Consider the following 23830-nt stretch of genomic DNA (forward strand, 5'->3'; position numbering starts at 1 on the left):
TATCTTGCGAGTTCTATTTACAGGCGCAGAATGTGCACCATTTTTCAAAACAGGCGGCTTAGGAGATGTATTGGGTTCTTTACCTAATCAATTAGCAAAAAGCGGAGTAGATGTTGGGGTGGCATTACCGCTATATCAAGATTTGCCTCAAAAATTTCGCGATAAGTTGCAATATCAGGGTAACTTTATTGTTCCAGTTGGCTGGAGAAATCAATATTGCGGAATTTTCACTTTAAGAAGAAAAGGTGTAACCTATTTCTTTATTGATAATGAATATTATTTTAAGCGTCCGGGCGTATATGGATATTACGATGATGGTGAACGGTTTGCTTACTTTCAACAAGCAGTCATTATGATGATGGAGCGTTTTAACTTTATTCCGAATATATTACATTGTAATGATTATCATACAGCTTTTATTCCATTCTTATTAAGAGAAAAGTGGGGATTTGTTCAAGCTTATCAAAATATCAAAACAGTTCTAACAATCCATAATTTGGAATTTCAAGGAAAATATAATGCGAAAACTTTGCCAGACTTCTTTAGTTTGGGCTATGATTGGTTTGATAGCGGTATCGTGAGAATGGATAATGATGTCAATTGGATGAAGACTGGTATTTTGTATGCAGATCGAGTAACCACAGTTAGTCCATCATATGCTCGAGAAATTCAAACTCCTGAATATGGTCAAGGACTTGATGGGATACTTAGAATGTGCTCCCATAAATTAACAGGAATTTTGAATGGAATTGATTTTGATAAGTACAATCCAGAAACTGATCCAGACATTCATACACACTATAATGTAAAACGCTTACGTAGAAAAGATAAAGACAAACGTGCTTTGCAAAAAGAAGTAGGATTGCCAGTGAAGTCTGATGTGCCGCTAATTGGGATGGTTTCAAGACTAACTGCACAAAAGGGATGCCAGCTTTTAGTTGATGAATTAGATAATATCTTACAATTTAATGTTCAAGTTGTAATTTTGGGTAATGGCGATCCTTATTATGAACAACGCTTAAGTGAAATTGCAAATCGTCATAGTGACAAAATGAAGCTAATTTTAGCTTTTGATGTAAAACTTGCTCAGCGAATCTATGCTGGTGTTGATAGCTTTTTAATGCCATCTGCATTTGAGCCTTGTGGATTATCTCAACTTATTTCGTTAAGATACGGTGTTTTGCCAATTGTTCACCAAATTGGTGGCTTGGCTGATACTGTATGGGTTTATGATAAGACAAAAAACGAAGGAGATGGCTTTGGCTTTAAAGAGTTTAATGGTTATCAAATGGTACAGGCTATTAAGAAGATGTTAGTCATGTATCAACAAAAAAATAATTGGCAAAAAATGCAACGCACAGCCATGAATTCTGATTTTTCTTGGAAAAATTCAGCCGATAAATATAAATGGATGTACGGCGAGTTAATAGGTTAAAAGATGATCAAATGCAAATAACAAAAGAAGAATTTAAAAATCGTTTAGAAAAAGAATTAGACGATCACTTTGAAGAAGATATTTCAGAAGCTAGTAATCATGATCTTTATGTTGCAATTAGTTCAATTGTTAGAGATGGATTTGCTCCTGAATGGCGCCAAACTAGAATTTTGGAAAAGCAAGAAAAGCAAAAACAAGTTTATTACTTTTCAATTGAATTTTTGCCTGGAACTTTACTTAAGAAAAACTTGCTTAATTTAGGTTGGCTAAAAACAGTACGTGAAGCTCTAGATGATATGAATTTAAGCCTTGATAAGATTGCGGAATCTGAACCTGATATGGCCTTAGGTAATGGCGGCCTTGGTAGATTAGCTGCGGCTTTTATGGATTCATTAGCTTCTACTGGATATACCGGCAATGGTAATGGAATCAGATATAAGTATGGTTTGTTTAAGCAAAAGTTTGTAAATGGTTATCAAAAAGAACTTCCAAATGATTGGCTTAAAAAAGAAGACAGTTGGGAAGTTAGAAGAGAGAGTAAGTCAGTTCTAGTTAGATTTGGCGGAAAAGTTAACATGATTGATGATGATGGATGGCTTGTTCCTCAATATGAAGGAGAACGGGTTGTCAGAGCTGTTCCTTATGATGTAGCTGTAGTCGGCTATCAAGATGGAATAACCAATACTTTACGATTGTGGGATGCAGAAATTCCGTCAGAAAATGAACTTGATTATCCAACGATTGCTGATAGAAGAAAAGTCGAAGATATAACTTCAATTCTTTATCCAGATGATTCTAATTATGAGGGAAGATTGCTTCGACTTAAGCAAGAATATTTCTTCGTTTCTGCCGGGATTCAAAGTATTTTGAATTATTATACTCAGGATCTAAAGCAACAAAATTTTGAAAAGTTACCAGATTATGTAGCTATTCATATTAATGATACTCATCCTGCAATGGCAATTGCGGAAATGATGCGTCTGTTAGTTGATAAATATCGAATTGATTGGGATGTAGCTTGGCAAATTACGCAAAAAACAATGAGCTATACCAATCATACAATTATGGCAGAAGCAATGGAAAAATGGGATGTCAATATGATGTCTGAACTTCTTCCTAGAATTATGCAGATTATTACAGAAATTGATAGACGTTTTTGTGAAAGTTTAAAAGGAAAAGTTAATGATGATGTAATTGATAGAACTAAGATTATTAAAAATAATCAAGTTCAAATGGCTCATTTAGCAATTATTGGTTCTCATTCAATTAATGGTGTAGCCGCATTGCATACTCAATTATTGGAAACAGAAGTTTTAAAAGACTTCTATAACTTATATCCTAACCGCTTTAATAATAAAACGAATGGAATAACTTTGCGTAGATGGCTTCAATTGGCAAATCCTGACTTATCTGGTTTATTAGATAAAACAATTGGAAAAGGTTGGCGTAAAGATAGTTCAGAGTTATTAAAGTTTGAAAAATATCATGATGATGACCATGTTTTAAAGGAATTAGGAGATATTAAGCTTAAAAATAAGGTTAAACTTGCTGGTTTTATTAAAGAAAAAACGGGTATTACAGTTGATCCTAAAGCTATTTTTGATGTGCAAATTAAACGTCTCCATGCTTATAAACGCCAAACTTTAAAACTATTACATATTATTAGAATGTATCTTGACTTAAAACAAGGAATTGATCATCCAAAACGTGTAGTAATTTTTGCTGCAAAAGCTGCTCCAAGTTATGTGTTTGCTAAACAAATTATTAAGGTCATTAATGAAACTGCCAAGATGATTAATAATGATCCTGATATTCATGGCAAATTGAAAGTTGTTTTTCTTGAAAACTATAATGTATCTTTGGCTGAAAAAATTATTCCAGCAGCAGATGTAAGTGAGCAAATTTCTACTACTACTAAAGAAGCCAGCGGAACCAGTAATATGAAATTAATGGCAAATGGGGCTTTAACAGTTGCTACAATGGATGGTGCAAATATTGAAATTAAAGATGCGGTTGGTGAGGATAACATTTTTAGTTTTGGTTTGACTAAAGATGAAGTTTACAAATATTACACAACTCATTCTTATCATCCAAGACAAATGTATGAAGCCGATAGTGTAATGAAACAAACTGTAGATGCTTTAATTGATGGTACTATTCCAAATTGTTCAAGTGAAGCTCAAGCTTTGTTTAATAACTTCCTTGGTGATAATGAAGTATTTATGGTTTTGGCTGACTTTGAAGCATATATCAAAATTCAAGAAGCAGTTGAAAAACTCTGGCAACATAAAAAGACTTGGAATCAGAAGTGTTTGGTTAATATTGCTCATTCTGAACGATTCGATGTTGATAAGACTATTGAACGTTATGCTCAAGATATTTGGCATTTAAATAAGCTAAGAATTGAAAAAAGTAAATAATCATGCAAGTAAAATATAATTCTTGGTATATTCAATATAAAAAGCCTTTTGGTGCTATCTATGCTGGACAAACTGTTAGATGGGCAATTGAAGTTAATGAACCAATTCAAGAAGTTATTTTATGGCTAACTAAAAATAGTGAAGATCATGTTCCGTATAAGATGGAGTATGATAGCGACTCAAAGAAGTTTGTCGTTCGGGTTACTATTGAAAGTTCAGGTTTGTATCATTATTATTTTGCAATTAAAAGTAATAATCAGGAATATTATCTTGAAAAGGGACCCTTTGGAGTTGGAAAGCTAACTCAGAGTAATTATAATTTACAAACTTTTCAATTAACTTGTGCTGATTGTAAATTACCAAATGAAGATTGGTATAAAGCTGGAATAGTTTATCAAATTTTCCCTGATAGATTTTATAATGGTAATCCTCACCATGAAATAACTGGTCGCAAAAAAAATACATTTTTATATGCGACTGAAGAAGATACTCCTTACTACATAAAGAAAGCTGATGGTGAAATTGCCAGATGGGATTTCTTTGGTGGAAATTTATTAGGAATTCAGAAGAAAATCCCCTATTTAAAAGAATTAGGGATTAATACTGTATATTTAAATCCAATATTTTTAGCAAAAAGTAATCATCGTTATGATACAGTCGATTTTACCAAAATTGATACACTGCTTGGCACTGAAAATGACTTAAAAAACTTAGTAGAAGCTCTTCATAAAAATGGGATGCACATTATTTTAGATGGTGTATTTAATCATGTTGGTAAAGACAGTATATACTTCCAAGATGCCATCTCTAGTCCAAGTAGTCCATATTATCCATGGTTTAAATTTAGCCATTATCCTGACCAGTATCAATCATGGTGGGGAATTAAGACAATGCCTGAAGTTGATAAAGAAAATAAAGACTATCAAAACTTTATCTATGGCGAAAAGGGTATTTTAAGCAAATGGACTAGTTTAGGGATAGACGGATGGCGCTTAGATGTAGCTGATGAATTACCGATGGATTTTTTGAAAAATATTCGCCAACGCCTTGCACAAAATAATTGTCATGTATTAATTGGTGAAGTATGGGAAGATGCTTCTCATAAATTTGTTAATGGACAATATCGCCCATATACAACTGGTTATAACTTAACTGGTGTGATGAATTATCCAGTTCGTTTATTTATTATTAATTTATTAAATGCTAAAAATTCAAGTAATGAAGAAGATGCGATGAATTCTTTAGCAGCAATAGTTGAGAATTATCCTACTGATTTTTTACAGAATTGTTTAAATAATATTGGAACTCATGATACCGAAAGAATTAAAACCATTATGAATAATAATGAACAAAAAGTAGCCATAGCTTTTGGTTTATTATTTATGCTGATTGGTGTGCCGTGTATTTATTATGGTGATGAAGTTGGGTTGATTGGGGGAAAAGATCCAGATAATCGACGATATTTTCCATGGAATAATCAAAGTCAATTTCTTAAAAAAACAGTTAGAGATTTAATTGCTTATCGTAAAAATTGTTCAACTTTGATTAATGGAAAAATTGCTTTCATCCAGATTAAATATGGCATTAATGCAATTGTTCGATATGATAATGAAAATATTATTGTTTATTGTTATAATTGCACACAAGATGATGTTGTTTTAAGTAGTGATGAGTTCATTTATCATTGCTTGTCTAGTGACTTATCTTCTCGAATAGCTGCTGTGTTAAATCAAATGCCTATTAAGAAAGAGAGTTACTTACTAAAAAAGTTCTCAAAAAACTAGTAGAAGCATTCAAAATGTAGATAAAAAACAGTAAAATAATGCTAGGGAGAAATTAAATTTTATAATTTAAGAATTGAGGTTCAAATGAACGCACAAGAAACTTTTGAAAAGTGGCAAAAAGCTACTAATTTACCAGACTATTTACAAGATCAATTAAATACTTTGGGTAAAGATGAAAAGTGGGTTGAAGACGCTTTTGGTCAAGATATTAATTTCGGTACTGCAGGTATGCGTGGGAAGCTTGAACCAGGTACTAATCGAATTAATATGTTTACAGTTGGTCGAGTAACTGAAGGGTTAGCTCGTTTAATTGATGAAAATGGCGAAGAAGCAAAAAAACGTGGAGTTGCTATTTCTTTTGATTCACGTTATCATTCACGTGAATTTGCTGAACATGCTGCTCGAATTTTAGGAGCACATGGTATTCATGTATATCTATTTGATGATTTAAGACCTACTCCAGAGTTATCATTTGCGGTTCGTTATTTAAATGCTTTTGCAGGAATTAATATCACCGCTTCTCATAATGCTAAGCAATACAACGGCTACAAAGTTTATGGTGAAGATGGCGCACAAATGGCTCCAGAACATGCCGATCGTTTATTTGCTTATGCACAAAAAGTAGAGGATATCTTTGATGTTAAAGCAGCCCCTGTGGCAGAACTTCGTGCAAATAATACTTTGCAACTTATCGGTGAAGATGTAGATGAAGCTTATCTTAATGAACTTAAGACTGTTAACATTGACAAAGATATGATTAAGCAAAATGCTGATAAGCTTAAAATTATCTATACTCCTCTTCATGGTACAGGCAAAATGCTTTATGATAGAGCATTTAGAGAAGGCGGTTTTGACAATATTATTCCAGTTCCAAGTCAATCAATTATTGATCCGGAATTTCCAACTACAATTAAACCAAATCCTGAATACAGAGATGTTTTCAAGCCTGGTTTTAAATTAGCAGATGAAGTTAACGCTAACGTAATTATTGCAACTGATCCTGATGCTGATCGTATGGGAGCTGCTGTTAGAACTGAGAATGGTGACTTCCAAGTTTTAACTGGAAATCAAATTGCTACTTTAATGTCATACTACTTATTAGTGCATTTAAAGGAAAGTGGAAAGCTTACTAGTGATTATGAAATTGTAACTTCAATTGTATCTAGTGCTTTGCCATTTAAGATTGCAGAAGACTTTGGTATCAAGACTAAGCATGTTTTAACGGGATTTAAGTATATTGGTGAAGAAGTTGACCGAATGAAGAAAGCTGATGATGGTAAATTCCTCATGGGCTTTGAAGAAAGTTATGGTTACTTGTTTAAGCCATTTGCTCGTGATAAAGATGCTATGCAAGGAGCAATAATGTTTGCGGAAGTAGCAAGTTACTATGCTTCAAGAAACATGACAGTCTTTGATGGTTTGAAAGAAATCTGGAAAAAGTACGGCGTTTCTTATGAAATTACTCGTGCTATCGAAATGCCAGGAATTGGTGGTCAAAAGAAGATGGCGGAGCTAATGAATAAGCTTAGAAATGAACACTTAACTGAAATTGCTGGTCATAAAGTTACTAAGATTCAAGATTTCTTAAAGAAAGAATCTATTGAAGATGGAAAAGTTTCTGCTCTTGAAGGTTTCCCAGAATCTAATGTTTTAAAGTACTTCTTAGATGATGAAACTTGGGTAGCACTTCGTCCTTCTGGTACTGAACCAGTAATTAAAGCTTATGTTGGTGTTAATAAGAAAGACATTGAAACTGCTGAAAAAGCGGCAGAAAACTATCAAGATGCCTTAGCAGAATTACTAAAATAAAGTAAGCAAAAGACGTGCGAAAGCACGTTCGTGGTAGTAAAATATAAATATGATATTTGGAAGTTGGACATTAATTTGGTCCAACTTTTTTGTGCGAGGTGTTTTAGATGATAAAAAAACAAAAAAATCGAAAGTTTGAGTTGGTTTCTAAATTTAAACCAGCAGGAGATCAAAAACAAGCTATTGATAATTTAACTAATGGTTTTAAAAAGGGATATAAAGAACAAATTTTAGAAGGAGCTACTGGTACAGGTAAAACTTTTACCATGGCTAATATTATCGCCAAACTTAATAAACCTACTTTAGTAATTTCACATAATAAAACTCTAGTAGGTCAACTATATGGGGAATTTAAGGACTTTTTTCCGAATAATGCAGTAGAATATTTTGTTTCTTATTATGATTATTATCAACCAGAAGCCTATGTACCTCAATCAGATACTTATATTGAAAAAGATTCTGCGATTAATGATGAAATTGATCAGCTTCGCCACGCTGCTACCAGTGCTTTAATGGAACGTAATGATGTTATTGTAGTAGCTAGTGTGTCTTGTATTTATGGGTTAGGGGACCCTAGAGAATATGCTAAAAGTGTACTGACTCTTCATGAAGGAGATGAGTATGAAAGAAACACTCTTTTAAGGGATTTAGTAAATATTCAATATGATCGCAATGATATTGATTTTCAACGTGGAAGGTTCCGGGTTCGCGGAGATGTGGTTGAAATTTTCCCTGCAGGAAATTCTAATCATGCTTACCGGGTAGAGTTTTTTGGGGATGAAATTGATCGTATTGTTGAAATTGATTCTTTGACTGGAGAAGTTATTGGAGAACGTGAAACTATCTCACTTTTTCCAGCTACTCATTTTATGACTAATGATGAGCAACTTAGACGTGCTCTTGGAGCAATTTCAAAAGAAATGGACTTGCAAGTTAAGAAGTTTGAAGGAGAAGGCAAACTTCTTGAAGCTCAACGTATTAAGCAACGGACTACCTATGATATGGAAATGATGGGAGAAGTTGGCTATACTAACGGCATTGAAAACTATTCTCGTCATATGGAAGGCCGAAAGGCAGGAGAGCCGCCATATACGTTGCTTGATTTCTTCCCAGATGATTTTTTGATTTTAATTGATGAATCTCATGCTACAATGCCAGAACTTCGTGCGATGTATAATGGGGACCGCAATCGTAAAAAAACTTTAATTGATTATGGGTTTAGATTACCATCAGCTCTTGATAACCGTCCGCTTAAAATTGAAGAATTTGAAAAACATGTTAACCAAATCTTGTATGTTTCCGCAACACCTGGAGATTATGAATTAGAGCGTACAGATAATAAGGTTGAACAAGTAATTCGACCAACTGGTTTACTTGACCCAAAGGTTGAAGTTCGACCAATTGATGGGCAAATTGATGATTTGGTTGGAGAAATCAATAAACGAATTGAGCGTGACGAACGAGTATTTGTTACGACTTTAACTAAGAAGATGGCTGAAGATTTGACAGATTATTTAAAAGATTTAGGTATCAAAGTTCGCTATCTTCACTCTGATATTAAAACTTTAGAGCGAATGCAAATTTTGCGTGATTTACGTTTAGGTAAATTTGATGTATTAATTGGAATCAATCTTTTGCGTGAAGGAATTGATGTTCCTGAAGTTTCTCTTGTAGCTATTTTAGATGCTGATAAAGAAGGATTTTTACGTGCGTATCGTCCACTTGTGCAGACAATGGGACGAGCAGCTAGAAATAGCAACGGAGAAGTTATCATGTATGCTGATAAAATCACTGATTCTATGAAGATGGCGATTGATGCTACTAATCGTCGTCGCAATATTCAAATGAAATTTAATGAAGAACATGGTATTACTCCCAAAACTATCATTAAACCAATACGTGATATTATTTCAGCAACTAAGCCAGTAAATGATACTAAAGAAAATAGTGACAGTTTTGCAGATCTTAACTTTGATGAATTAACTGCTAAACAAAAGACAACAATGATTAAAAATTTACGTCAGCAAATGCAAGAAGCTGCTAAAAAACTTGATTTTGAAGAAGCAGCAACTCTTCGTGATGCAATTATGGAACTTGAAAATTCATCAAGAAAACCTATTAAAAAGAAAGGTAAAAACATTTAATGGTAAATGATAAAATTGTAATTCGTGGTGCACGTGAACATAATTTAAAGGATGTTGATATAACCATTCCTAAAGATAAATTAGTTGTTATTACTGGTTTATCTGGATCTGGTAAAAGTTCTTTAGCTTTTGATACCTTATATGCTGAAGGACGAAGAAGATATGTGCAATCACTTTCTAGTTATGCTAGACAGTTTTTAGGGCAAATGGATAAACCAGATGTTGATTCAATTGATGGTCTTAATCCTGCGATTTCTATTGATCAAAAAACTACTTCTCACAATCCACGTTCTACTGTTGGAACCGTTACTGAAATTAATGATTATTTGCGACTTTTATGGGCAAGAGTAGGTACGCCAGTTTGTCCAAATGATGGTACTGTAATTGAAAGACAGAGTGTTGACCAAATGGTTGACAGAATTATGGCGCTTCCTGAAAGAAGTAAAATTCAACTATTGGCACCAGTAGTGCGTGATAAACGTGGAGAACATAAGGAAGTTTTTAAGCGTATTCAAAGAGCTGGCTATGTGAGAGTCATTGTTGATGGAGAAATGCATGAAATTGACGAGGACTTTAAATTAGAAAAGAATAAACGTCACTCAATTAGTATTGTGGTTGATCGTCTGATTATAAAAGAAAGTATTCGTTCTCGTTTATTTGACTCAGTTGAAGCAGCTCTTCGTTTATCAGATGGTTACATGAATGTTGATGTAATTGGGTCAGAAATGATGAATTTTTCTGAATATTATGCTTGTCCTAAATGTGGCTTCACAGTAGGTGAAATGGAACCAAGATTATTTTCATTTAATGCACCATTTGGCGCCTGCAGTGCATGTGATGGGTTAGGAATGAAGTTATCGGTAGATGAAGATTTAGTTGTTCCGGATAAGACTAAATCATTAAAAGATGGAGCTTTAGCACCTTGGCAAAGTTCCAAATATTATACTGGAATGCTTGAACAAGCTTGTGCTGCTCTTAAAATCCCAATGGATAAACCTTTTAATAAATTAACAAAAAAGCAGAGAGAAACAATTTTATTTGGATCGAAAAAAGAAGTTAAATTTCATTTGGAAGGTGATTTTGGGGTAAATGATACTACTCAACCTTTTGAAGGAGTAATGGTTAATGTGGAACGGCGTTATCGTCGTCCGATGTCTAAATTTATGCGGGATGCTATGGCAAAATATATGACCGAACTTACTTGTTCAGTTTGCCACGGTAAACGCCTTAATGAAAAAGCATTAGCTGTTAAAGTAGATGGTAAAGATATTGCTGAAGCGTCAGATCTATCAATTAATAAAGCGCTAGATTTCTTTAAGCAAGTAAAGTTTAATGAGCAAAAAACTACCATTGCTAAACCAATCCTGAAAGAAGTTCGTGATCGATTATCATTTTTAGATAGTGTAGGCTTGGACTATTTAACTCTTTCTCGTTCAGCTAATACTTTGTCTGGTGGAGAAGCCCAACGCATTAGATTAGCAACACAAATCGGATCTAATTTATCAGGAGTTATGTATGTTTTAGATGAACCTTCAATTGGATTGCATCAACGTGATAATGATCGTTTAATTGATTCACTTAAGCGAATGAGAGACTTAGGTAACTCATTAATTGTAGTTGAACATGATGATGAAACTATGCGTCAGGCTGATTATCTTGTAGATATGGGACCTGGTGCTGGTAGTTATGGTGGTCAAGTAATGGCTGCAGGAACTCCAGAAGAAGTTGAAAATAATCCTAAATCTTTAACTGGACAATATTTATCAGGTAAAAAATTTGTCCCAGTTCCATTAAAGCGAAGAAAAGGTAACGGAAAAAAGATTACTGTTAAGGGAGCTCAACAAAATAATTTAAAAAATATTGACGTTGATTTTCCATTAGGTAAATTAAATGTGGTTACCGGAGTTTCTGGTTCTGGAAAGTCCACTTTAGTTAATATGATTTTAAAAAGGGCGCTTGCTCAAAAATTAAATAATAATTCTTTAAAACCAGGAAAGTATAAATCAATTACTGGTTATAAAAATATTGAAAAAATTATTGATATTGATCAAAGTCCAATTGGCCGAACTCCTCGTAGTAATCCAGCTACTTATACTAGTGTATTTGATGATATTAGAACTCTTTTTGCTCAAACTAATGAAGCAAAAATGCGTGGCTATACTAAAGCAAGATTTTCTTTCAATGTTAAAGGTGGACGTTGTGAAGCTTGTCATGGAGATGGAATTATTAAAATCGAAATGAACTTCTTACCCGATGTTTATGTTCCTTGTGAAGTTTGTCATGGAACTCGTTATAATTCTGAAACATTGGAAGTTACTTATCGTGAAAAAAATATTGCTCAAGTTCTAGATATGACAATTAATGAAGCTGCTAAATTTTTTGAAAATATTCCTAAAATTCAACGTAAGCTTCAAACTATAGTTGATGTAGGACTTGGTTATGTAAAACTAGGTCAATCAGCCACTACTCTTTCTGGTGGAGAAGCTCAAAGAATGAAATTAGCAGCTGAACTTCAAAAATTATCAACTGGTAAAAACTTTTATATTTTAGATGAACCAACTACTGGTCTTCATACAGATGATATTAAGCGTTTGATGGAAGTTTTACAGCGTTTAGTGGATGAAGGTAATACAGTTTTGATTATTGAACATAATCTTGATGTAATTAAGTGTGCTGACTGGTTGATTGACTTGGGTCCTGAAGGTGGAGATGGTGGTGGTCAAATTGTCGCTACTGGAACTCCAGAAGAAGTGGCTCAAAATAAAGAAAGTTATACTGGCAAATACCTAAAACCGGTATTAGAGCGGGACACTAAATTGACAAAAAAATTAGAAAAATAGTCTCATTTTATTTTTAAAAGAATCTTAAGAAGTGTACAATATTATCCAAGGAGGACAAATTTATGGATAATTTTTCTACTTCAAGAAGAGATGGCGGATTTGATTGGGGCGCTCTTATTGCTGGTGTCCTAATGGTTGTTGTAGCCTTTCTTTTAATGAGACACCCTGGTAAAAGTTTACATGCTTTTGTACTTTTATTTGGTATTTTGTCAATTGTACAAGGGTTTGTATGGTTTGCTGCTTACTCCCGTTTTCGTGGATTCTTTTCACGCAGCTGGGTAACAATAGTTTCAGGAATTTTAGACATTATTATTGGTGTCTTATTCCTATGTTCATATGATATTGGTGCATTAACTATTGCTTACTTATTTGCAATTTGGTTCTTTGTTGACTCAGTAGTTGGAATTGCTTTTTCGTGGCACTTGAAAGATATTTCAACTGGATATTTTGTATTCAGCTTGATTATGAATATTTTGAGTTTAATTATTGCAATTTTCTTGATTTTTAATCCAGTCATTGCAATGATTAGCTTGGTATGGTTAGTGTCATTCTGGTTACTAGTATTTGGAATCAATGAAATTGTAACTGCATGGATGCACCGTTAGTAAAAAAGCCGAAGGGCTTTTTTTTATTGCTGAAAATGGCACACCCGGTATGTTATAATATTTTGGAAGGAGGCTATTTTCATGGCTGAAGAAAAAAAGCAATTGCTTATTGTAACTGGGATGAGTGGTGCAGGAAAAACTGTTGCTTCTCATGCTTTAGAAGATATGGGATATTTTGTGGTTGATAATTTACCGCCGACACTTCTTGGTAGTTTTTGGGATTTGATGATTAATTCAAACGATTACCAAAAAGTAGCTGTTGTAATTGACCTTAGAGTTAAAAGTTTTTACACGGATTTACTCGATGAAGTAAATTCTCTTGAAGATAATGGAAAAGTTCAAGCTACGATTGTTTTTCTTGATGCATCTGATGATACTTTGGTTGCAAGATATAAAGAAACACGTCGTTTGCCTCCACTTGCCGCTAATGGCAGGTTGCTTGATGGAATTTTAGAAGAACGCCGAATTTTAAATCCAATTAGAAATCGTGCTAACTATATTATTGATACGTCTAAGCTTTCAACTAAAGAATTAAGACAAAAGTTAATTAACGAATTTAGTGATTCTGAGCGTCAACCATTTTCAATTGAAGTAATGAGTTTTGGTTTTAAATATGGTATGCCAATTGATGCCGATATTGTAATGGATGTACGTTTTTTGCCAAATCCATTCTATATTCCTGAACTTCGTCCTTTTACTGGGCTTGATAAGCGAGTTTTTGACTATGTCATGAATAAAGAAGAGACTAAAGTATTTTATGAGAAATTATTAGATTTATTGAAAACGGCAATTCCAGGATATATCAAAGAGGGAAAAGAAAAGCTAACGATTGCAATCGGCTGTACAGGTGGTCAACATAGAAGTGTGTCAATTGCTCAAAGGCTTGCACGTGACCTTGCTAAAGATTATCCAGTAGATATTACTCACCGTGAAATTAGCCGTTATATTAGAAAGTAGGTGTAGCCACAATGTCTTATGGTGAAAATCGAATTATTCGAGTAATTAAAGCGCGCCGTCCTAAAGTTGTGGTTATTGGAGGCGGTACAGGACTGCCAGTTATTTTAAATGCTTTAAAAAAGCAAAATGCGGAAATTACAGCTATTGTTACTGTATCAGATGATGGTGGTTCATCTGGTTCAATCAGGAACTTTATTAATGTAGTTCCACCAGGTGATATTAGAAATGTTTTAGTTTCACTTAGTGATATTCCTAGAGAAGAAAAAAATATTTTCCAATATCGCTTCGATTCATCCGATTCATTTTTTTCTGGACATGCAATTGGTAATTTGATTATTGCAGCTTTAAATGAAATGCATGGAAATATTTTTGATGCAGTTCAGTCATTATCAAAAATGATGCATGTTGATGGTCATGTTTTCCCAGCTTCAAATGAGCCTTTGACTTTAAATGCAGAGTTTGTAGATGGAAGTTTTGAATCTGGAGAAACTGAAATCACTTCTAAGGATAAACGAATCAAGCGTGTATGGGTAACTGATTCAAATTCTGATGAAGAACCAACGGCTGTATTACCCGTTCTTGCAGCAATTATGCAAGCTGATGCTGTAGTTTTAGGTCCAGGAAGTTTGTTTACTTCAATTTTACCTAATTTAATGATTTCTAACTTAGGAGAAGCAGTTCGTGAAACTAGCGCAGAAGTAATTTATATTTGTAATATTATGACCCAACGTGGTGAAACTGATCACTTTAGCGATAGTGATCATGTTAAGGTTATTAATGATCACTTAGGAGGAAATTATATCAATACCGCTTTAGTTAATGGAGCAAAAATTGATATGAGCAAGTTTCACCCTGAAGATTATGATGAGTATTTAGATCCTGTAAGCAATGATTTTGCTGGATTAAAAGCACAAAATTGTCGCGTGATTACTGATGATTTTATTGATCAGCGCCATGGATTAGTCTTTCATGATGGTGAAAAGGTAGCCAAAGAAATTATAAGCTTGGCATTTGAAGCTATGTCACGCAGAAGAATCGCTGATAATAATGGTTAGTTATGCAAGTGATGTAAAAAAAGAGCTGACTTCGCTTCCTGTGCATCCAGAACACGCCAAAGCTGAGTTAGCTGCTTTTTTACGTATGAACGGTGTTTTAAATCTTCATAATCATGAATTTAGTTTAGATATAACTACTGAAAATCCTGCTATTGCTCGGCATATTTTTTCATTGATTAAAGTCGCTTATGGTGTTGAGCCTTTGTTAATTGTTTCAAGAAAAATGAAACTTAAGAAAAACAACCAATATTTAGTGCGATTGCAACACAATGTACGCGAAATTATGGAAAATTTGCAAATTTGGGATTCGGAAAAAGGTTTAGTTACCAGAGTTCCAGATAGAATTATGAAATCTCGTGAAGGAGCTATGTCGTATTTAAGGGGAGCATTTTTAGCAGGTGGGAGCGTTAATAATCCAGAAACTAGTCGTTATCATTTAGAAATTTATTCTACTTATGAAGATCATAATAATGATTTAGCGGAATTAATGAATACATATTTTTACTTAAATGCCAAAAAAACTAAGCGTCGTAGAGGCTATATTGTTTATTTAAAAGAAGCTGAAAAAATTGGTGACTTTTTACACATCGTTGGTGCTCTTAATGCGATGCTTGCGTTTGAAGATTTAAGGATTATGCGTGATATGCGTAATTCTGTTAATCGTTTGGTGAACTGTGATACTGCAAATATGAAGAAAACCGCTTCAGCATCCGCAAAACAAGTGGAAGATATTCAGCTAATTGAGGAAAAACAAGGTCTTGACTCACTTCCTGAAAAATTGGAAAGTTTAGCTCGCTTTAGATTAACCCACCCAGAGCTTCCATTGAAAGAAGTAGCAGCGCAACTTCCAGATGGTCCTATTTCAAAATCAGGGGTTAATCACCGCTTTAAAAAGCTTCGTGATTTAGCAGATAGTTTAAGAAATTAAAAAATGATGACTCATTGAGTCATCATTTTTGTTATTAGAAGATTATTTCTTTTGGTTAACCATGATTTCATCAATTAAACCATATTCCTTAGCTTCTTCAGCAGTTAAGTAATTATCACGTTCGGTATCTTTTTGAATCTTTTCAATAGGTTGACCGGTAGTTTCATGTAAAATTTGGTTAAGCTTTTTACGGCTCTTCAAGATTTCTTGAGCTGCAATTTCAATTTCGGTTTGTTGACCTTGAGCACCACCTAATGGTTGGTGAATCAAAACAGTTGAGTTAGGGAGTGCGAAACGCTTTCCCTTAGCACCACTTGTCAAAAGAATAGATGCCATTGAAGCAGCCATACCAATTGCAATAGTTGAAACATCTGACTTAATAAAGTTCATAGTATCCATAATTGCAAGACCGGAAGTAATAACACCACCTGGTGAATTGATGTAAAGAGAAATATCTTTAGTATTATCTTGTGCGTCAAGGAATAATAATTGGGCGATAATTGAGTTGGCCATTTGGTCATTGATTTCGCCACTAAGCATGATGATTCTGTCTTTAAGTAAACGTGAGTAAATATCGTATGAACGTTCACCACGTGCTGTTTGTTCAATAACTGTAGGTACGAGCATAATTAAATAGCCTCCTATATATAAAAATGTATAATTAGCACTCATAAGAGTACAGTGCTAATTAAATCACTTACTTTTATTCATGTCAACTAATGAGACTTAAATTTAACACTTTTGTCTATCTTTTTAATGAATTTGTATTATTTATGAGCGCGATTTCATATTATAATACAAGTAGTGTTTTTAATTGTGGAGGGAATTTTTTGAATTATACAAAATTACTAACTTGTGCATCAGCTTTAGCTGCAAGTTTTGGACTTTTAGTAAGTTCTGGCAATACTAGTTTTGCAGCAACTAAAACTGCACAAAAAACTGTTAAAAAAGCCGCAGAAAAAACTGATGCAACTGATGAAAAGAAAATTAGCTCTGATGAGCCAACTGATAATAAAAAGAAGCAACCTGTTCAAGTAACTACTAGTTATGAAATTATGACTAAGGTAGCTGGCGATAAAAACTACAAAGTTTGGCAATCAGTATCAGGTGGAAAAGTTCATAAAAAAGTAGCAGATGGAATGAATTTCCGCTATGCTCATATTCAATCTAATCAAAGTATTAAAACTAAAAAGTATACTTATTGGCTAATTTATGTCAATGGTCGCCGTGTAGGGTGGGTTAATGAAAACTACTTTGCAAGAAATGTTATCGAAGCAGCTAAGAGTGTTACCTTAGTTAGAAATGATAGTCCAGATGGTGACTATAGTACTCAAAATGCGATTAGTTATGCAACTGATGCAACTGGTACAGTAGTTGACAATAAAGATGTTGCTGTTTCTAAAACTAAGATTGATGCTTCTAAGCCTAAATCTTACAATGTAAAATATACTTATGGTTCAGCTAAGGCTACTGTTAAATTTACTGTTAGAAAGAGTACTAAAGAAGGTATGGATAATAGTGCTGACAGTGTAGTTGCTAAGAAGGGACCAAGTAATTATGATTCATGGTCTAAGCACTATGGAGCATCAATTAATTACTTAAGTCCACAAGAATCTACTCCTGAAACTAAGTTACATACTTATTCAGCTAATGGATTAACTTTAACTACTAAACTATATCAACCAGTATTTTTAAGTGTCCAAACAAGTGCTGATGATGGTCCAATTAACCGTGTTGGTCATATTCCAGAAGGTGTTACTGTTTCAAATAATTGGGCATATACAAGTCTTTTAAGCACTACTGAAGATATGAAGGGGCATATTGTTGGATATGATTTAAGTAAGTTAACAGATCCATATGATCCACAATATTTAACTGATACTTCTAAGATGAGTCAGAAGAGATTTAATGAATATGTAAAGAACATTAAAGTGAGTCCATATATTCCAGTAGGACATGGACAAGCACTGGGTTCAACAGATAAGTATGTATATGCATTAGTTAATGACCATACTCAACATCAAACTGATTTTTCAGAAGAATTAGTTCAAATTCGAAAGAGTGATATGTGCATCAATAAGATTTGGACTATTAAAACTTGGAATAATGGTAATTCAGAAGATTCTCGTTATTACCAAAACGCGGTAGTTGTTGATGATCATACTATGTATGGTTTGTACTTCGATAAGAATAAGAATCAATATGAATATTGGAAATTAACTCGTAAAGGAGATAACTGGTATTCAGAATTGGTTGGTGCAACTGAAGGTACAATTGTAAAGGACAATGCTCCGGTTCAAGGATTTACTTATGATCCAGTAAATAAGAATTTCTACATTGGATTTAACGATGTAATCGCTAAAATTGGTTACGATGGTACTTTTAAAGATGGCTATCAAATTAATACTGGTCGCGAAATTGAAGGTTTGTCAATTTCTAATAATAGATTATATGTGAACTTAGCACAACGTGCAGAGCTTCTTGAAAGTAATAAGTTAACTAATTAAACAAAAATAAGAGTGAATATTCACTCTTATTTTTTTAGCTTAATTTGACAATTAGGACAAAGTCCGTAAATTTCTAAATGACTAGTAGAAGCAATAAAACCAGTCTGTTCTTCAGCATTTTTACGCATTTCATTTTCTATTTGATCAAAATTAGGATAAATTACATCTGCAATTTTTCCACAATTTTTACATATAATATGGAAATGTGGTTTTACAAAATAATCATAGTGAGTAGAATTATCACCATTTTTGATTTCAATAATTATTCCTACTTCCGATAAAGCATTTAAAGTATTATAAACTGTTGCGCGATTAATTTCTTCATTTAGAGCATGGTAAATCATTTCTACCGTAGGATGATTATGATGACTCATTAAGTAGCTTAGTATTTTAAGACGAGGCTTAGTTGCTTTTAAGTTATAAGTATGAAGCAGGATTTCAGCTTTTTCTTCTAAATTTGTATCCAAAAAAATACCTCCTGTTTGTTTTATGAATTTAGTTTATCACGATTAAGCAAAAAACGCTCCATTTGGAGCGTTTTAATTTAGATTATTTCTAAATTGCCTAATCAAGTAATGCATTTTCACCATCTTGACGTTTTTTAATAGCGGGTAAGATGAGACCTAATGCAACTAATACAATTGGAGTAGCAATGTTTAAAAATAGAGTAAATGGATCTGGTGAGTAAATTCCTAAGATACAACATGCAGCTGTAACTGTAAAACACCAAATTCCAGCAGTATAAGCTAATCCTTGATTTTTAGTCATTTGATAAGAAGTCGCGAACTTTGCTTGTTGTTTTCTAAGAGCAATATAAGCGGCAAATACCCAGAGATAACGCATTGGCATAGTAGTTGAATTTAATTTAACTAATTGTGCCATTACACTTTGTGCATCAGGTAAAAGGGCTTGAGCAATAATTAATCCACCTGAAAGAATTACAACCATCCAAATACCATTAATATAAGCGCCATGCTTATTTAGTTTTAAAAGTTTCTTTGGAATAAAAGCTTTTGCTTCTTTACTACCCAAGAGCATTCTAAGTGGAGCATCAATACTAATTACTAAGGTAGAAAATTGACCAATTACATTGCACCAAGAATAAATGTACATGAATAAGCCACCGACATGATAATATTCACCTAATCTTTGAAAGGCCATGTAAGGACCGTTTGAAATGTATTCATTTAAATGATTATTAACAATTTTTGGATCAAACATCATTGCCATGGCAAATGTACCTAAAATTGCAGAAATCATAACCATAATTGCTAAAGCCATCATTGCTTTAGGGAAGTTTTTAGATGGATCTTGAACTTTATTTACATATGGTGAAATTTTTTCACAACCACCAACTGCAAACACTAAAATTGAAAGTGATGTTAAATATTTAACATTAAAAGTTGGCAAGAGGTTTTTCCAATTAAAGTCAATTGATAGATAACTTGCATGTGGATTAAGAGCAGGTGCTGCAAACATCATAACAATAAAAAGAATTGACATGATAAACATAGAAGAACCAGCTACAGTTGCCAAGCTCTTAAGTACTGGTACTCCACGACTGGTTACCCAACAAAAGAATAAAAATACCACTAAAGTTGCAAGTTGGGTCCAAGCAGTAGGAATACTGTCATACCAGTTCGTATTACCAAAGATTCCCCATGACATTGCACGCAAGCCGCCAGTCCCTTTGCTAGAGATATAAACAATGTGACAAGCCCAGTAAGTCCATCCTGCATAATAAGCCCATTTGGCACCCATAGTTGCATTTACCCATGAAGAAACCCCACCTTCAGCATTTTTGAAAGTTGCTCCTAATTCTCCAACCATTAAAGCATATGGAACAAAATAAAGCAGGAACATTAATACCCAGCTAAAGACAACTTTGGTTCCATCGAAGTAGACGAAACCGTTAACAACATTACCAAATCCCCATACAGTAGAAAAGGCCATCATCGCTAACGTCGACCACATCATTTTTTTGTGTTCGTTTGTAGATTCGACCATAAAATTGTTTCTCCTTAATATAATAAACAATGTGAACCCTTCCATTATATACCAGAATAATTGGTTTGCGGTGTAGACTAGTGATATTATTTTTTTATTATTAATTAAACTTGCGAATACGAAATAAAATGGATTATTTATATTTTTGGAGTAAAATATTTCATTGGATAAAATAGTAATGTGAGGAGAAGAATTTTGAAAAAATCGTTTAAATTTACATTAGTTGCCAGTGCAATTTTGGCTAGTGGCGTAATTGCTGCTGGAACGAATCTAAATAAAGTTCAAGCAAAGACTTATTCTAGGGCTGTAACTAAAGTGGCAGGGAGTAAAAATTACGCAATTTATCACAATGTGTCAAAGAATGGACCATCTGGTAAATTTACTTCTACTAAGTATTTTAAGCATGGTCAAATTCAATCTAAAAGTTACGTTTCTACTAAGAAAGGTAATTTCTGGGACATTTATGTTGATGGGCGTCATATTGGTTGGGTAAGTCAAAACTTCTTTGCTCGAAATCAAATTTCTGTTGCAAAAGATGTTTCACTAGTTAAAAATGCCGCTTATAGTTTTAATCCAAAAGATGCCATTAACTATGTAACTGATGGTCAAGGTACTGCTATTGATCCAAATAAAGTCAGTGTAAACCATAATTCAGTGAGTTCTGCTAAGTCAGGCAGTACAAAGGTTAACTATAGTTATGGTAAAGCAAAAGCATCTGTTAACGTTACTGTAAGAAATAATGATAATGAAGCAAATAATGTGGGAAATGCAGTTCCAAAGAAAGGCTTTAAAGCAGTTAGTGCTTGGAAGGGTGGGTCAAAAGGATCATCACGCAATTGGAATGCCGCTCATCATTATACTTCAGAAACTAGTGGAAATAGTTTTAGCAATAATGGCTTAACTTTAAAAACCCGACTTTTCCAGCCACGTTTTGTTAGTTTGGGATATGGTCAAGCAGCAGATAAGATGGGACAAGTTGGTGTAAGTCCAGAAGGTATTACAGTTAACGGTGGAATTTTTACTACTTCAATGTACTCTAACCCCAACAGTGATCATGCTCATTTAGTTTCATACAATTTAAATCATATTAAGAGTACAACCGCCGCTCAAAACTTAACCACTATGTCATGGAGTACTTTTAAATCATATGCTAATAATATTAAAGTAAGTCCATATATTAAGTTAGGTCATGGGCAATCACTTGGTTCAAGCAGCAAGTATATTTATGTTATGGCAAATGATAATAAATATAACAATGGTCCAAAGTCAGAAGAAATTCTTCAAATCCGTAAGAGTGATATGAAAATTAATAAAATTTGGACATTTAGAATTGCTGAAAATCGTTATATCCATAATGCTACTTTTGTTGGCGATAACACTATGTATGCATTATTCCATAATGGTGGCTACAACAAATATGAATACTGGAAATTAACAAGAAATGGTGATGAATGGGATGCTGAGCAGGTAGGTGCAACTCAAGGAAGTTTTGTCTCAAATGGTTCACCAGTTCAAGGTTTTGCATATGGAAATGGTAATTTCTATATTGGATTTAATGATAATATCTTCAAAGTTAGCGAAAATGGAACTGCTAAAAAGCATTACAAGTTTAATACTCGCCGTGAAATTGAAGGAATGTCTGTTTCAGGTTCTCAGCTTTATGTAGAATTTGCTCAACGTGCAGAATTAACTTCTGGAAGAATTTAACTAGTATTTTTATGATAAAAGGGTTGTCTAAGGAAATCTTAGGCAACCTTTTCATTGGAAGAGTTTAAAATAAATATATAGGATAGATATAGATGAAAATAATAAAAAGCAGCTTAACAATATACGTTCTTTTTGCAATTTTTGCTATAGTTAAACCACAAAAAGTTCAAGCAAAGACTTTTTCAAGTTATCAAACTAAGATTATCAATAATAAAAACTATGGTGTATATACTAACTTAACTAAAAATGGACCCAGAGGATGGCGTGTTAATACGCAAACTTTGCGTTATGCAAATTACCAAGCTAGTCAAATGAGACGAATTGGTAAAACTAATTATTGGTATGTTTTAATTGATGGCCATTTAGCTGGTTGGGTAAACGAAAATGCTTTTGCAAAGAATAAAATTTCTGTAGCTAAAAATATAAGTTTAGTTTATAATCCTGAATATTCTTTTCCGACAAGGGATGCAATAAATTATGCTACTGATGCTCAAGGAACTTCTATTGATGTAAAAAAAGTTCATGTATCTAAAAATAGTATAGATTCAGCCAAGGTTGGTAAGCATAAAATTAAGTTTACTTATGGAAAAGGTCATGCTAGTGCAACTGTAATTGTTCGTTCTAATAAAAAAGAAGGAATTAAAAAAGGAAAAGCTAAGCCTCAATCAGGTGGAACTACCAAGACTTGGCTTCATCACTATAAGACTTCTGGAAATTGGGGAAAAGGTGCAAGTTATGCTCCAGAAACAAAGCCTCATACTTTAAGAAGTAAAGGTTTAAATTTAAAGACTGTTTTTTATCAGCCGGCTACTTTAAGCCAAGGTGCGACTCCAACTGGTGCAATGGGCCCTACTCCTGAAGGAATGGTAATGTCAAATGGTGTTATGTATGCCAGTATGTATTTACATCCATATTTAGAGCGCGCTCGAATTGTTAGTTATAAAATGAATGCAATTCCGGATAAATATGTCATGCAAAAACTTCCATGGATTGAATGGAATCAGTTTGTTAATTTGGCCAAGGACATAAAAATTAGTCCATATATTAAATTAGGTCATGGACAAACTTTAAGTGCAAGTAAGAATTATTTATATGTAATTGCTAATGACCATAATTTAAAGAATAGTCCACAATCAGAAGAAATTATGCAAATTAGTAAAAAAGATTTACAAATTAAAAAGATTTGGACATTTAAAATTTGGAATGGCTCAAAAAATAAGCCTAAATATATTCATAATGCGACATTTGTGAGTGATAAAAAGTTTTATGCTGTACAACATAACGGAACTGAACATCAATTTGAATATTGGGAAGTAACTCGCCATGGAAATGAGTGGCATCCTAAGCAAATAGGGATTACTAAGGGTGAATTTATGAAAAACGGGTCACCTGTACAAGGATTTACTTATGATAGTAAGAAGAAAGAGTTTTATCTTGCTTTTAATGATTGCATTATGAGAATTGCTAAAAATGGTAAACTTTTAAGTACTCATCATTATAATACAGGACGTGAAATTGAAGGAGTAAGTGCTGTAGGTAATACGTTGTATGTAGAACTTGCTGAACGACCAGAATTAATGTCTGGAAAAATCAGTTAACTTTAATGAAGACGTTTTTTAAACAGACGTCTTC

General features: G+C 33.5%; 16 protein-coding genes. 13 read left to right on the plus strand and 3 right to left on the minus strand.

Annotated features, from left to right (window positions below; genetic code table 11):
- Nucleotides 1-4 precede the first annotated feature (4 nt).
- From glgA to whiA, 10 genes are all read left to right on the plus strand, one after another.
- A complete protein-coding gene (gene glgA, locus FOD82_RS02840; protein ID WP_144354984.1) occupies nt 5-1435 on the plus strand; it encodes a glycogen synthase GlgA in 1431 nt (476 codons plus the stop codon).
- Between the two features lie 11 nt (nt 1436-1446).
- Entirely contained in the window at nt 1447-3855 is a 2409-nt protein-coding gene (locus FOD82_RS02845) for a glycogen/starch/alpha-glucan phosphorylase (RefSeq protein WP_144354985.1), read from the plus strand.
- Between the two features lie 2 nt (nt 3856-3857).
- Nucleotides 3858-5639, plus strand: a complete 1782-nt coding sequence (locus FOD82_RS02850) for a glycoside hydrolase family 13 protein (protein ID WP_144354986.1) — start codon at nt 3858-3860, stop codon at nt 5637-5639.
- A gap of 84 nt (nt 5640-5723) precedes the next feature.
- Complete coding sequence (locus FOD82_RS02855; protein WP_144354987.1) at nt 5724-7448, plus strand: phospho-sugar mutase; 1725 nt, start codon at nt 5724-5726, stop codon at nt 7446-7448.
- A gap of 107 nt (nt 7449-7555) precedes the next feature.
- Nucleotides 7556-9592 (plus strand): excinuclease ABC subunit UvrB, encoded by a 2037-nt coding sequence (gene uvrB / locus FOD82_RS02860; protein ID WP_144354988.1) that lies wholly within the window; start codon nt 7556-7558, stop codon nt 9590-9592.
- Nucleotides 9592-12432 (plus strand): excinuclease ABC subunit UvrA, encoded by a 2841-nt coding sequence (gene uvrA, locus FOD82_RS02865; RefSeq protein ID WP_144354989.1) that lies wholly within the window; start codon nt 9592-9594, stop codon nt 12430-12432. The genes uvrB and uvrA overlap by 1 nt, the downstream gene beginning before the upstream one ends.
- 62 nt (nt 12433-12494) lie before the next feature.
- On the plus strand, nt 12495-13037 hold the full coding sequence (locus tag FOD82_RS02870; protein ID WP_144354990.1) for a DUF308 domain-containing protein: 543 nt from the start codon (nt 12495-12497) through the stop codon (nt 13035-13037).
- A gap of 81 nt (nt 13038-13118) precedes the next feature.
- Nucleotides 13119-13994, plus strand: coding sequence for an RNase adapter RapZ (gene rapZ / locus FOD82_RS02875; protein WP_144354991.1), 876 nt, complete (start codon nt 13119-13121; stop codon nt 13992-13994).
- An 11-nt stretch (nt 13995-14005) separates the two neighbouring features.
- A complete protein-coding gene (gene yvcK, locus FOD82_RS02880) occupies nt 14006-15049 on the plus strand; it encodes a uridine diphosphate-N-acetylglucosamine-binding protein YvcK (protein WP_144354992.1) in 1044 nt (347 codons plus the stop codon).
- Nucleotides 15042-15977, plus strand: a complete 936-nt coding sequence (gene whiA / locus FOD82_RS02885; protein WP_144354993.1) for a DNA-binding protein WhiA — start codon at nt 15042-15044, stop codon at nt 15975-15977. The genes yvcK and whiA overlap by 8 nt, the downstream gene beginning before the upstream one ends.
- A 42-nt stretch (nt 15978-16019) precedes the next feature.
- On the opposite strand, the gene clpP is transcribed toward whiA, so the two are convergent.
- Nucleotides 16020-16604 carry an ATP-dependent Clp endopeptidase proteolytic subunit ClpP gene (clpP, locus tag FOD82_RS02890; RefSeq protein WP_144354994.1) on the minus strand — a complete coding sequence of 195 codons (585 nt, stop codon included), beginning with the start codon at nt 16602-16604 and terminating at the stop codon, nt 16020-16022.
- Between the two features lie 203 nt (nt 16605-16807).
- Between clpP and FOD82_RS02895 the strand changes: the two genes are divergently transcribed.
- The gene (locus FOD82_RS02895; RefSeq protein WP_186277705.1) at nt 16808-18484 is read left to right on the plus strand and encodes an SH3-like domain-containing protein; all 1677 of its coding nucleotides are present in this window, start codon (nt 16808-16810) and stop codon (nt 18482-18484) included.
- Nucleotides 18485-18510: 26 nt separating this feature from the next.
- On the opposite strand, the gene FOD82_RS02900 is transcribed toward FOD82_RS02895, so the two are convergent.
- Nucleotides 18511-18951, minus strand: coding sequence for a Fur family transcriptional regulator (locus FOD82_RS02900; protein WP_144354996.1), 441 nt, complete (start codon nt 18949-18951; stop codon nt 18511-18513).
- 97 nt (nt 18952-19048) lie between these two features.
- Nucleotides 19049-20491, minus strand: coding sequence for an amino acid permease (locus FOD82_RS02905; RefSeq protein ID WP_144354997.1), 1443 nt, complete (start codon nt 20489-20491; stop codon nt 19049-19051).
- Between the two features lie 195 nt (nt 20492-20686).
- On the opposite strand from FOD82_RS02905, the gene FOD82_RS02910 reads away from it, so the two are divergent.
- The gene (locus FOD82_RS02910; protein ID WP_144354998.1) at nt 20687-22198 is read left to right on the plus strand and encodes an SH3-like domain-containing protein; all 1512 of its coding nucleotides are present in this window, start codon (nt 20687-20689) and stop codon (nt 22196-22198) included.
- Between the two features lie 92 nt (nt 22199-22290).
- Nucleotides 22291-23796: an SH3-like domain-containing protein gene (locus tag FOD82_RS02915; protein WP_144354999.1), complete on the plus strand. Its 1506-nt coding sequence runs from the start codon at nt 22291-22293 to the stop codon at nt 23794-23796.
- The last annotated feature ends 34 nt before the right edge of the window (nt 23797-23830 follow it).

The sequence above is a fragment of the Lactobacillus sp. LL6 genome (genome assembly GCF_007570935.1).
In the GTDB taxonomy this organism is placed as follows: Bacteria; Bacillota; Bacilli; order Lactobacillales; family Lactobacillaceae; genus Lactobacillus.